Origin of the sequence: Chromobacterium fluminis, assembly GCF_011602385.1 — a bacterium.
Lineage (GTDB): Bacteria > Pseudomonadota > Gammaproteobacteria > Burkholderiales > Chromobacteriaceae > Chromobacterium > Chromobacterium fluminis.
Genome location: NZ_JAAOMA010000009.1, coordinates 112,723 through 124,965, shown reverse-complemented (window position 1 = coordinate 124,965; position 12,243 = coordinate 112,723). Strand labels below are relative to the sequence as shown.

12 protein-coding genes are annotated in these 12,243 nt (G+C 63.4%); 7 read left to right on the top strand and 5 right to left on the bottom strand.

Translation table 11 applies throughout. The features are described 5' to 3' along the window. Positions 1 to 58 precede the first annotated feature (58 nt). The 3 genes from HA052_RS08750 (at position 59) to HA052_RS08740 (ending at position 2,182) form a co-directional block, all read left to right on the top strand. Positions 59 to 292 carry a DUF2789 domain-containing protein gene (locus HA052_RS08750; protein WP_048412849.1) on the top strand — a complete coding sequence of 78 codons (234 nt, stop codon included), beginning with the start codon at positions 59 to 61 and terminating at the stop codon, positions 290 to 292. A gap of 212 nt (positions 293 to 504) precedes the next feature. Continuing rightward, the gene (locus tag HA052_RS08745) at positions 505 to 1,266 is read left to right on the top strand and encodes an SDR family oxidoreductase (protein ID WP_166451629.1); all 762 of its coding nucleotides are present in this window, start codon (positions 505 to 507) and stop codon (positions 1,264 to 1,266) included. Between the two features lie 394 nt (positions 1,267 to 1,660). Further along, entirely contained in the window at positions 1,661 to 2,182 is a 522-nt protein-coding gene (locus HA052_RS08740) for a hypothetical protein (protein ID WP_166451628.1), read from the top strand. Between the two features lie 315 nt (positions 2,183 to 2,497). Here HA052_RS08740 and HA052_RS08735 read toward each other — a convergent pair whose 3' ends face one another. Beyond that, the gene (locus HA052_RS08735) at positions 2,498 to 3,067 is read right to left on the bottom strand and encodes a PTS sugar transporter subunit IIA (RefSeq protein WP_166451627.1); all 570 of its coding nucleotides are present in this window, start codon (positions 3,065 to 3,067) and stop codon (positions 2,498 to 2,500) included. A gap of 109 nt (positions 3,068 to 3,176) precedes the next feature. Continuing rightward, positions 3,177 to 3,668 carry a hypothetical protein gene (locus HA052_RS08730; RefSeq protein ID WP_240937314.1) on the bottom strand — a complete coding sequence of 164 codons (492 nt, stop codon included), beginning with the start codon at positions 3,666 to 3,668 and terminating at the stop codon, positions 3,177 to 3,179. On the opposite strand from HA052_RS08730, the gene HA052_RS08725 reads away from it, so the two are divergent. Beyond that, entirely contained in the window at positions 3,667 to 4,125 is a 459-nt protein-coding gene (locus HA052_RS08725; protein WP_166451626.1) for a GNAT family N-acetyltransferase, read from the top strand. The two genes, HA052_RS08730 and HA052_RS08725, sit on opposite strands and share 2 nt — an antisense overlap. Positions 4,126 to 4,130: 5 nt before the next feature. Here HA052_RS08725 and HA052_RS08720 read toward each other — a convergent pair whose 3' ends face one another. The 3 genes from HA052_RS08720 to pyk all read right to left on the bottom strand — a co-directional run bounded on the left by HA052_RS08720 (position 4,131) and on the right by pyk (position 7,698). Beyond that, positions 4,131 to 5,330, bottom strand: coding sequence for a winged helix-turn-helix domain-containing protein (locus HA052_RS08720; protein ID WP_166451625.1), 1,200 nt, complete (start codon positions 5,328 to 5,330; stop codon positions 4,131 to 4,133). 71 nt (positions 5,331 to 5,401) lie between these two features. Beyond that, on the bottom strand, positions 5,402 to 6,178 hold the full coding sequence (locus HA052_RS08715) for a substrate-binding periplasmic protein (protein ID WP_166451624.1): 777 nt from the start codon (positions 6,176 to 6,178) through the stop codon (positions 5,402 to 5,404). 113 nt (positions 6,179 to 6,291) lie between these two features. Further along, complete coding sequence (gene pyk, locus HA052_RS08710) at positions 6,292 to 7,698, bottom strand: pyruvate kinase (protein ID WP_166451623.1); 1,407 nt, start codon at positions 7,696 to 7,698, stop codon at positions 6,292 to 6,294. Positions 7,699 to 8,429: 731 nt separating this feature from the next. On the opposite strand from pyk, the gene glpK reads away from it, so the two are divergent. From glpK to glpT, 3 genes are all read left to right on the top strand, one after another. Then, positions 8,430 to 9,935, top strand: a complete 1,506-nt coding sequence (gene glpK / locus HA052_RS08705; RefSeq protein WP_166451622.1) for a glycerol kinase GlpK — start codon at positions 8,430 to 8,432, stop codon at positions 9,933 to 9,935. An 86-nt stretch (positions 9,936 to 10,021) separates the two neighbouring features. Further along, on the top strand, positions 10,022 to 10,723 hold the full coding sequence (locus HA052_RS08700) for an MIP/aquaporin family protein (protein WP_081547547.1): 702 nt from the start codon (positions 10,022 to 10,024) through the stop codon (positions 10,721 to 10,723). 124 nt (positions 10,724 to 10,847) lie between these two features. Then, a complete protein-coding gene (glpT, locus tag HA052_RS08695) occupies positions 10,848 to 12,194 on the top strand; it encodes a glycerol-3-phosphate transporter (RefSeq protein WP_081547545.1) in 1,347 nt (448 codons plus the stop codon). Positions 12,195 to 12,243 lie beyond the last annotated feature (49 nt).

Genomic DNA, 12,243 nt, shown 5'->3' with positions numbered 1-12,243 from the left:
GGCGGCGGCGGCGTCGATTCGGGTCTATCATCAGACATCCCTTCACAGGAGAAGCGTCATGGACACCAGCGAGCACTCTCTGTCCGGCCTGTTCCGCCAGTTGGGCCTGGCGGACGAACCCGCCGCCATCCGCGCCTTCATCGCCAGCCATCCCTTGCCGCGCAACGCCGTGCTGGCCGACGCGCCGTTCTGGACGCCGGCGCAGGCGGATTTCCTGCGCCAGGCCCTGGCCGAGGACGCGGACTGGAGCGAGGAGGTGGATGAGTTGGCGGTGTTGTTGCAGGTGGCTTAGAGCCTGTTCACGATCTGCTGCGCGTCGTGAGGCGTGGCACGGTGAGTACTGCTTCAAAATGCTCATGTACCACTCGTACATTCCGCTGTCTCAGAAACCGCGCATCAAGTCAGCAAGAATCGGAATGCCAAACGGGTTTGCCGGCCTGAAACTGAAGTTGTCACCGCACCGAAGACCGGCGCGGGCCTCATTCACTTTCAGGAGGAAACCCAATGAGCGCATTGATCAATAAAACCGCCATCGTCACCGGCGCCAGTTCCGGCATCGGCATGGCGGCGGCCAAGCTGTTCGCGCGAGAAGGCGCGCGCGTGGTGTTGGTGGCGCGGCGCGCGGCCAAGCTGGATAGGCTGGTGTCGGAAATCGTCGCCGACGGCGGCCAGGCGGCAGCCTTGGCCGGCGATCTCACCTCGGAGGATTGCGCGCGCGCGGCGGTGGAACTGGCGCTGGATAGATTCGGCGGCTTGGACATCGCTTTCAACAACGCCGGCAGCCTGGGCGCCTTGGGCAGCCTGGATCAGATTTCCCTGGACGACTGGCGCGCGACGCTGGACGGTAATCTGAGCAGCGCTTTTTTGTGCGCCAAGCACCAGTTGCCGGCCTTGCTGCAAGGCGGCGGTTCGATGATTTTCACCTCGTCCTTCGTCGGCCACGCCATCGGCTTTCCCGGTATGGCCGCGTACGCGGCCAGCAAGGCGGGGCTGGTGGGCCTGGCGCGCACATTGGCGGTGGAATACGGCGCCAGAGGATTGCGCGTCAACGCCTTGTTGCCGGGCGGCACCGACACCGAGATGGGCCGTGCGGCGGCGGCGACGCCGGAGCAGCGCGAGGCGGTGGCCGGCCTGCACGCGCTCAAGCGCATGGCCGCGCCGGAGGAGATTGCGCGCGCGGCCTTGTTTCTGGCGTCGGACGCGTCCAGTTTCGTCACCGGAGCGGCGTTGATGGTTGATGGCGGGGTGTCGATCAGCAAGCTGTGATTCGCGCCGCTTCAAGCCTCGCTTAATGACGCGCAGTCAATGTTTAACTGCTTTTTGGCGCTTTTGGTGATGTTTTTGGAGAGGTTTATTGCCAAAGACATTGAGTCGATCATTTTAGAGCCGGCCCGTTCGCGGCGCGCAGCACCCTCGGCGCGGCTATTCCCATCCCGCCGGATGCCGCCGGCTTGACGCCCTCCCGCGCCTCCCCAACAATAGCCCCCGCGCCGCAGCAATCGCGGCGCTCGGGTTTAGTCTCCTGAATTGAAATGTCGTCGCGGATGCGCTGTTTCCACAGCGGATACGCTGCCATTGCTTTGCCTATTCGGGCGGGCCGTGGCAAGTGGCGCCCTCGCGGGCGCGCCGGCTTTGTACGACACATCACAGGAGGTTGCAAATGGTAAAGCCTGTCCGTCCGGTGCTAGGCATCGAACTCACTTCGTCCACTACTGAAACTCAAGACGTTCATCAGGACGCCTCTCCACTCCCGCCGCTAGGGCCGCGCTCCCGCTACCGGTTTGCCGGCCCCCACGCCAAAGACCTCAGCCTGCCCTTCATCCGCCGCATCAAAGGCCGCACCTATCCGCATTACTGGCAGCCGGCAGAACCTAAGGATGAGTTCGAAGCCCGTGCCTTGGGCCATCAGTACGCCGCCCATCTGGCGCAGATGCTGAAAATCAACCGCCAGCACTCCGCGCGCGGACTGTTGTTCCGCATCGCCAGCGATATGGATTTCAGCGCCCGCGGCCACCGCCGCCGCATGTGCAAAAGCTTCTTCAACTATCTGGAGTTGTTGTTGAACCTGGGGGTGGAGCAGGTGGACTTGCCGAGGCATGTGGAGGCGGTGAACCGCCTCCATCTCAGCCTGGATGAGTTGGAAGCCTTGCCGCGTAAGTTGCGGCGGAAGAAGAGGAGCTAAGCCGGGAAGGGCAGCCGGCCCCGGTGGGGCTGGCTGTTGGAACCGGTTTACGATCTGCTGCGCGTTGTGAAACATTACACGGTGAGTGCGGCTTCGGAATGTTCATTTACTACTTGTAAACTCCGCTTCCTCAGCCGCAAGGCCTTAGAGCCTGTTCAAAGTCTCGCGAGCAAGGGCGAGACAAGGCGAAAACGAGCGAAAAAGCGGAATGTACGAGTGGTACATGAGCATTTTGAGTTCGTTTTCAACGCCGTATCGCTGAAGCGCAGCAGACTTTGAACAGGCTCTTCGCTCGCGAGATCGTAAACACGTTCTTCAGAAACGCGCCACCATCTTGCGCTTCACTGTGTAATCCGGCCGCAAGCTGGCTTCGCTGTCCATGAAGTAGCGGTTGCTGTCCAGCAGGAAGTGCGGGTCGTTCAATTCTTCCGGATCGGCCCAATCGCACAGCAGGTGATAGAGCGCCTGCGCGCTGTGGCAGCGGTCCAGCGCCTGGCGGAACGGGCGTTCCGCGAACATGCGCGCGCAGCTGGCCAAAATATGCAGATGGGCCTCGCGGCTTTGCCGCGGCAAAAGGAGCACCAGCGCTGTGTGCACCGGCTGCTGGTCGGGGGCGTCGAAGGCGATGGGGGCTTGCAGCCGCAGCAGCAGCGCGCGGGCTTCCGTCAGGCCCTCGATGCGGGCGTGGGGCAGCGCGAGGCCATGGCCAAGCGCGGTGCTGCCGGCCTGTTCGCGCTCATGCAGCGCCGCGGCCAGCGTTGGGCGGTGCAGCGCGTGGCGCTGGGCCAGCTGGGAGGCGGCGTGCTCCAGCAGCGCGGCCTTGTCGGCCAGGGTTTGATTGAGCAGGATGTCTTGCGGGCCGCAGAGGTCGGGCAGGGTCAGCATGGCGGATTTCTCCTTTGGCTAGGGTGCGACCTCATCCTAGTCAGAGGGGGCTAAAGATCCGCTAAAGAAAACGCGCGGCGGCATAAAAATGCCGCCAACGCGGCCGAGCTTATTTTTGATCGGATTGCGGCTGTTCGGCCTTTTTCTCCTGAGCCTGCAGCGCGCCCTTCACGGCGGAGGCTTGCTCTTTCAGCTTGTCCACTTGTTCTTTCAGTTCCGGGCTTAGCGCGGCGGCGGCGGCGCCGGCTTGCTTGGCCGCGCCGATGGCGGCGCTGGCTTGTTCCTTGAGTTGGCTCAGCGGCGCGCTGCTGTCCTGCAGCGAGTTGTGCACCGTGCCGATGGCGCTGGAGGCGGATTCTTGCAATTGGTTGGTTTGCTTCTCGCTGCAAGCGGCCAGAGCCAGGGCGGAAGCGGCGGCGATCAAAAGCGTGGCGCGCATGTAAACGTCCTCGTTGGGGAAAATGCTGTATTGAGCGTCGGCGAAGGCCGAAGTTCCGGCGGTGGCTCCTGGCGGCAAGGCCAAGTGGTTCTTATGACTTCGTCTTGGCTGAGCCACAATGCGCGTATTGGGCGCGTTCGCGCCGCCACTGGAGATCGGCATGAGCAATACGCTTTCCATCCGTCCGCTGCGGGCGGAAGACTACGAGGCCTGGTTGCCGCTTTGGCGCGGCTATCAGCGTTTTTACCAAGTGACGATGGACGAAGCCACTATCAACGGAACCTGGCGGCGTTATTTGCTGCCGGATCACGCGATGCGCGGCTGGCTGGCCTGGGACGGGGAGCGGGCGGTGGGCTTGGTGCATATCGTATTGCACCCCAGCAGTTGGACTCTGGGTGATTATTGCTATTTGCAGGACCTGTTCGTGGCTGAGGATTGCCGCGGCCTGGGCGCCGGGCGACAGTTGATCGAATGGGTGTACCAGTGGGCGCGCGAGCGGGAATGCTCGCGAGTGTATTGGCTGACTCATGAGACCAACGCCACGGCAAGGCGGCTCTACGACCAGTTGGCGGAGAACCTGGGCTATATCCAGTACCGCAAGCAACTGACGCCCATCTAGGAGCGTCAGGCCATCAGCGCGGCCGCCAGCGATCCCGGCGCGCGTTCCACGCGCAGCCGCGGCGCGCCGTGCCAGTCGGCCAGTTTTTGTAGCGCGGTCTTGAGATCGGCGGTCAACCGCGCGCTGTGGCGGACGCCGGGCTCCAGGTACAGCGCCTTGACTTCGAATACGCCCTGGGCGCGGTGGGCCTTGGCGTCCAGCCGGCCGACCAGCTTGCCGCGGTTGAGAATGGGCAGCACGAAATAGCCGTACTGGCGTTTGGGCGCCGGGGTATAGCATTCGATGCGGTAGTCGAAGTCGAACAGTTCCGAGGCGCGCTTGCGGTCCCAGACCAGCGGGTCGAACGGCGACAGAATGGCGGTGGCGCTGGCTTTGAGCTCGCCGGAGGCGGCTTCCGCCAGATCGGCGTCGACGAAGACGTCGTGTTGCCAGCCGTCGATGCGGGCTGGAATCAGTTCGCCGGCGTCGGCCATCTGGTGCAGCATGGCGTCGTAGCGGCCGCGCTTGAGCCGGTAGTAATCGGCCACCCAGCCAGCTTTGACCACGCCCAGCGCGCGGCAGCTGTTGCGCAGCATCCGCCATTGCGCCTGTTCCTCCGTGGGCAGATCGCGCGCGTCGTCCCAGCCGGGTTTCACCCGTTCCGCCAGATCATAAACGCGCTGAAAATTGCGTCTTTCCTTGACCATCAGCCGTCCCAGCGTGAACAGTACTTCCAGGTGGCGCTTCTCCGGTTTCCAGTCCCACCAGCCGTTGCCCTTGCCGCCCTTGCGTTCAAAGTCCGCCGAACGCGCCGGGCCGTTGGCGCGGATGCCTTCGACCAGGGCGTCGATGTCGGCGCGGTGTTGTTCCAACCAGCGCAGGGAGAATTTCCAGCCCATCGCCTCCGGCTTGAGCATGCGGTGACGGAGCAGGCCGTAGTCCTCGGCGGGGACGAAACAGGCTTCGTGCGCCCAGTATTCAAACAGCCGGCCTTCGGCCAGCAATTCGTCCAGCCAGGCCGGATCGTAAGATCCCAGCCGGCTGTGCAGCACCAGATAGGGGCTGCGCGCCACTACGTGGATGGTGTCGATCTGCAATAGCGCCATGCGGCGGATGGCGGCCAGCACGTCGGCCTTGCCGGCTTTGCGGCGCGGCGGGCTCAGCAGGCCTTGAGCGGCCAGTTGCAGATGGCGGGCTTGCTGCGGTGACAGGTGCAAAATGGACATGGCATAGTCATCGGTAGGACAAGTGGATGACTATAGCAAAAACCGTTTTGCTCGGGGGGAGCGCGATCCGCTCAGGGTTTGGAAGAGGCGTGGCCGGTGAAAAACTGTTTCACCAACTGCTGATAACTGCCGTCCTGGCGCATTTTCTCCAGAGCCTGATTGAAGCGCTGCAGCAGCGGCAGTTGCGGCGAGGTTTTGTTGATGGCCAGATAAGTGGGTTTGCTGGCCAGGATGGCCGGCGCCACCGCTAGGTTGGCATAGGCGCCGTTTTGCAGCCTGGCGTCCATCGCTTCCTGTATCGCCAGCACTGCGTCAAGATTGCCGCGTTGCAGCAGTTGAAGGTTTTGGCGGTCCGAGTCGCCGTCGTAGGCGATGAAACGCTTGTCGGCGCGCGCGCGGTCGAACTCGTCGCCGTAGCTCCAGCCCGCCATTACACCGACGCGCTTATTGTCCAGATCCGGCAGGCCGCGGAACTCGATAGGGCGTTGTCGGAGGTAGACCACCACGATGCGCTCTTGGTAAAGCGGCAGGCTGAAGTCGTAGCGTTGCTCTCGGTTGACGGTTTTGTAGATGCCGGCTGCTGCCATCGCGCTGCGGTCCAGTTCGAACAGCGCGCGGCGCCAGGTCAAGGCCCGAAACATGTGGGGAATGCCGGCTTTGTCGCAAATGGCGCTGACCAGGCGCGGGTAGAGGCCGCCGACCCGCTCGTTCTCCTCGTACATGAAGGGCGGCGCGTTGGCGTCTACCGCCACGGTCAGGGTTTCCGTGTCCTGTCCGCGGCAGGGCGCGGCCAGGCAAGCGCCGAGCAGCAGCAGGGTCAGGCCGAGGCGGCGGATGCTAGCGGTCATCGAGGCGAATCCGGAGCGTGCTGATCAGCTAAGCATAGTCGTTGCCGCGGCCGGCGAGGGGCAAACAAAAACGGAACCCGCGGGTTCCGTTTGCTTTGTCGCTCAGCCGGCGTTCAAGGGTAGACGATGCGCAACAAATTGGTGGTGCCCGGCGTGCCGAATGGCACCCCGGCGATGATCACCATGGGCTTGCCTTGTTCCGCCAGGCCCAGCTTGGTGGCGGCGAAGGTGGTTTTCACCACCATGTCTTCCAGGTTTTCCGCGTCCGGGCCGTTATAGGCCACTACGCCCCAGACCAGGGTCAGCCGGCGAGCGGTGTCCAGCCGCGGCGAAATGCCGAGAATGGGCGTGTGCGGGCGCTCGCGCGCCAGCCGCAGGCAGGTGGAGCCACTGGTGGTGAAGGCGGCGGATACGGTGACCGGCAGCAAGGAGCCCACCTTGCGCACACAGGCGGCGATGGCGTCGGCGCGGTCCGGCGCGTCGGCGGCGCTGTAATCCAGCGCCATCACCCGACGATAGTCCGGCGCGCTTTCCACGCGGCGGATCACCCGGTCCATGATGCGCACCGCTTCCAGCGGGAACTGGCCGGCCGCGGTTTCCGCGGACAGCATCACCGCGTCGGCGCCTTCGTAAACCGCGGTGGCCACGTCGTTGGCCTCGGCGCGGGTGGGGGTGGGCGCGGTGATCATCGATTCCAGCATTTGGGTGGCGACGATGACCGGGCGGCCCAGGTGACGGCATTGGTGAACGATGCGGCGTTGCACCACCGGCACGTCTTCCGGCGGCAACTCCACGCCCAGATCGCCGCGTGCCACCATGACCGCGTCGGCCAGTTCGGTGATGGCGTCCAGTTCGTCCACCGCCGACGGTTTTTCAATCTTGACCACGATGCCCAGCTTCCGGCCTACCAGTTCGCGTAGTTCGCGCACGTCGTTGGCGGTTTGCACAAAGGACAGCGCCAGCCAGTCCGCGCCTTCCTTCAGCGCGAACTCGGCGTCCACCCGGTCTTTATCGGTGATGGCGGACAGCGGCAGTATGGTTTGCGGCAGGTTGAAGCCCTTGCGGCTGGACAACTCTCCGCCCACTTCCACCCGGGTGGCGATGCGGCGTTCTTCCACCTGTTCCACGTGAAACGCCAGTTTGCCGTCGTTGACCAGAATGCGGTGGCCGGGCTTGAGCGCGGCGAAGGCTTCCGGGTGAGGCAGGCTGGCGCGTTGCGCGTCGCCGTCCACCTCGTCCAGCACGAAGTCGAAGGTGTCGCCGGTGTTCACCGTAGCCGGCGAGGCGAATTGGCCTATGCGCAGCTTGGGTCCCTGCAGGTCCACCAGCACGCCCAGCGGGCGGCCTACCACGGCTTCGGCGGCGCGGATGGAAGCCAGGCGCGCGCGGTGGTCGTCGTGATTGCCGTGGCTCATATTGAGGCGGAACACGTTAACGCCGGAGCGGGCCAGTTCCAGGATGATTTCGGGCGTGCTGGAGGCCGGGCCCAGCGTGGCGAGGATTTTGGTGTTGCGAAGCATGACAGTCCTTTATGCCCGATCCAGCCGCGGCCTTGCGCGCGACCGGACATGGCGGTGTTGTTTTGCCAATCACATCCGTGTGTCTTTCCATCGAGGCTGCGCCGCGCTTGATGGAACTGTCTGTCATGCTGCCACAGTCAGGTTGTAGCGGCTTGACTACGTAGGGGCGGCGGCATGGAGGGCCGGAAAATGAGCGGCCTTTGTGCGAATCTCGCCACTTAGCTGGGAAAAATGTTCGTTTTTGCGCGTTTTTCCCTCCTTGGCGGCACGAGGGACTGGCCGCCAAAAAGCTAGCCCCGGGTGGATCTTGGGACCAGATCATGGTTATTTTATCTCCATGTAAAGACAAAAACTTTGTTGCAACACAGAGTCAGTGGAGAATGATGCGGGTCAATGCGCTGCAACATAGGGTTTTTGCTCGATAACTTACTGAAACAGCACTATTTGTAGTGAGGCGCTACAAGAGCTAAACCCTTGTCTTTATTGCTCTGCAGCATGAATTGGGATGGCATGGAAAGTCGTAGTATTAAGATTTTTTTACGAAGAACGATTGACAAGCTTTTGCCGGGGCCTAGAATGGCTCGAAAATAAAACGAACGTCATAAGTACAAAAAGAAACATTATCAATAACTTGAGCGATGGAGCACGGTCAGCAACCGGCATCCGCCGCCGCATGCAACGAACGAACATTCAGACATTAGGCCGCCCACCGGCTGAACAGGAGAAACCCCATGCAGGATCAATTCGTGTTGGCCTTGGATCAAGGCACCACCAGTTCTCGCGCCATTTTGTTCAATCGCAGCGGCGACATCGTGTCGTTGGCGCAAAAGGAGTTCCGCCAGATTTACCCGCAGCCGGGTTGGGTGGAGCACGATCCGCAGGAAATCTGGGGCGGCCAGGTGGGCGTGGCGGCCGAGGCGGTGGCCAAGGCCGGCATCGACGGCCGCAGCATCGCCGCCATCGGCATCACCAACCAACGTGAAACCACCATCGTCTGGGACCGCGAAACCGGTCATCCGGTCTACAACGCCATCGTCTGGCAGGACCGCCGCACCGCGGAGTTCTGCGACGAACTGAAGGCGCGTGGCCTGGGGGAGTTGATCCGTTCCAAGACCGGCCTGCTGGTGGACGCCTATTTCTCCGGCAGCAAGATCAAGTGGGTTCTGGACAATGTGCCGGGCGCGCGCGAACGCGCCCGCGACGGCAAGCTGGCCTTCGGCACGGTGGACAGCTGGCTGATCTGGAACTTCACCCACGGCAAAGTGCATGTCACCGACGTGTCCAACGCCTCGCGCACTATGCTGTACAACATCCATACCCTGGAATGGGACGCCGAACTGCTGGACATCATGGGCGTTCCGGCCAGCATGCTGCCGGAAGTGAAAAGCTCCAGCGAAGTTTACGGCCACACCCACGCCGCGCATTTGGGCGTGGAAATTCCCATCGCCGGCGTGGCCGGCGACCAGCAGGCGGCCTTGTTCGGCCAGCAGTGCACCCGCCCCGGCATGGTGAAGAACACCTACGGCACCGGCTGCTTCATGATGCTGAACACCGGCGACGCGCCGATCGAATCCAAGAACAATTTGCTGACCACCATCGCCTGGCAGGTGGACGGCAAGGTGCAGTACGCGCTGGAGGGCTCCATCTTCATCGGCGGCGCGGTGGTCAAATGGCTGCGCGACGGCCTGGGCATCATCCGCCATTCCGCCGACGTGGGCCCGCTGGCCCAGGAAGTGGCCGACAGCGACGGCGTCTACCTGGTGCCGGCCTTCGCCGGCCTGGGCGCGCCGCATTGGAATCCGAACGCGCGCGGCACCATCGTCGGCGCCACCCTGGGCACCAAGGCCGCCCACATCGCCCGCGCGGCGCTGGACAGCATCGCCTACCAGACCATGGACGTGCTCAAGGCGATGGAAGCCGACGCCGGTCTCGACATCGCCGAATTGCGCGTGGACGGCGGCGCCACCGTCAACGAACTGCTGATGCAGTTCCAGTCCGACATCTTGAGCGTGGACGTGGTGCGTCCCAAGATCACCGAAACCACCGCGCTGGGTGCCGCCTACCTGGCCGGCCTCGCCGTCGGCTACTGGAAGAACGTCGACGACGTGCAGGGCCAGTGGCAGCTGGACCGCCGCTTCAAGCCGCAGCTTGAGGCCGCGCAAGTGGCCGGCAAGATCAAGGGCTGGCAGCGCGCGGTGAACGCCGCCACTGTCTGGGCCAACGACGAACAGGCTTGATGAACGCGGTCCGCCTCGGACGCGACGACTGATAGGCTCCGCGGCCCGGGCGCGGCGGACGCACTCCTTATCCGGAAGACACAATCATGAATCCTTTAATGGGCGAATTCATCGGCACCGCCTTGCTGGTGCTGCTGGGCAACGGCGTGGTGGCCAATGTGCTGCTGAAAAACACCAAGGGCCACAATAGCGGCCTCATCGTCATCGCCTTTGGTTGGGCGATGGCGGTTTTCGTCGGCGTGTTCAGCGTGGCGGCGATCAGCGGCGCCCACCTGAACCCGGCGGTGTCGGTGGCGCTGGCGGTGGCCGGCAAGTTCTCGTGGGCCAAGGTGCCGGGCTACGTGCTGGCGCAGATGCTGGGCGGCATGACCGGCGCCGGCCTGATGTGGCTGATCTACCGCAAGCATTTTGACAGCACCGATTGCGCCGACACCAAGCTGGCCACCTTCTGCACCGGCCCGGCCATTCGCAGCCTGCCGGGCAATCTGGTGTCCGAGATCGTCGCCACCTTCGTGCTGGTGTTCGCCATCCTCAGCATGGTGGCGCCCAAGATGTCGCTGGGCGCCATCGACGCGCTGCCGGTGGCCTTGCTGGTGTTGGGCATCGGCGTGTCACTGGGCGGCACCACCGGCTACGCGATGAGCCCGGCGCGCGATCTGGCGCCGCGCATCATGCACGCCATCCTGCCGATTGCCGGCAAGCGCGACAGCGACTGGGGTTATGCCTGGGTGCCGGTGGTGGGCTCCCTGGTCGGCGGCGCGCTGGCGGCTTTGGCTTATACCCTGTGATGCCTGGCCGGTTCTTTGGAACCGGCCGCCGTTTTTGCGCGGCGGCGCTTTAGCCGCCGCGCTTGTAATCCGGAGCCGGCACAGATCGGACCGTAGTTGCCACACTAAAAAATGAGGTGTTCCCATGATCAGCATGTTCCGACCGGCGGCGCATCAGCCGCTATTGCCCTCCTCTGAGCAAGACAGTTTGTACCGAAGACTGCGTTGGCAGATCTTCCTCGGCATCTTCATCGGCTACGCCGGTTATTATCTGGTGCGCAAGAACTTCTCGCTGGCCATGCCCTACCTGGTGGAGCAAGGCTATTCGCGCGGCGACCTGGGCTTCGCCATGTCCGGCGTCGCCATTGCTTACGGTATTTCCAAATTTCTGATGGGCGCGGTGTCGGACCGTTCCAATCCCCGCGTCTTCCTCTGCGTCGGCCTGATCCTGTCCGCCGCCGTCTTCCTGCTAATGGGCTTTGTGCCTTGGGCCACGTCCAGCGTGGGCATCATGTTCGTGCTGCTGTTCCTTAACGGTTGGTTCCAGGGCATGGGTTGGCCGGCCAGCGGCCGCACCATGGTGCACTGGTGGTCGCAGAAGGAACGCGGCGGCATTGTGTCGATCTGGAACTGCGCCCATAACGTGGGCGGCGGTCTGATCGGCCCCTTGTTCATCCTGGGCATGGGCTGGTTCAACGACTGGCGCGCGGCCTTCTACGTGCCGGCCGCCGCCGCCATCGGCGTCGCCATTTTCGCCTACCTGACTATGCGCGACACCCCGCAGTCTTGCGGCCTGCCGCCGGTGGAAGCCTATAAGAACGACTACCCGGAAGACTACAACGCCAGTCACGAGCAAGAACTGAGCGCGCGCGACATCTTCAAGAAATACATCCTGCCCAACAAGCTGCTGTGGTACATCGCCTTCGCCAACGTCTTCATCTACCTGCTGCGCTACGGCGTGCTGGATTGGGCCCCCACCTATCTGAAAGAGGTCAAGCACTTCTCGGTGGATAAATCCTCGTGGGCCTACTTCCTGTACGAGTGGGCCGGCATTCCCGGCACCCTGCTGTGCGGCTGGATGTCCGACAAACTGTTCAAGGGCAACCGCGGCGCCACCGGCATGTTGTTCATGGCCCTGGTGACCGTGGCCACCGTGGTGTACTGGCTGAACCCGGCCGGCAACCCCACCGTGGACATGCTGGCGCTGATCGCCATCGGCTTCCTGATCTACGGCCCGGTAATGCTGGTGGGCCTGCACGCGCTGGAACTGGCGCCGAAGAAAGCCGCCGGCACCGCCGCTGGCTTCACCGGTCTGTTCGGCTATCTGGGCGGCTCGGTGGCCGCCAACGCGGTGGTGGGCTACACCGTCGATCACTTCGGTTGGGACGGCGGTTTCATGTTGATGGTGGGCTCTTGCATCGCGGCTTTTGTGCTGCTGGCGCTGACCACCTGGCATGGTCGCGATCAGAGCGCCGTCTTGAACCGAGTTTAGATCCCGCAGGGCCCGGCGCTGCCGGGCGCTTTACGAGGCGGCGACCCTG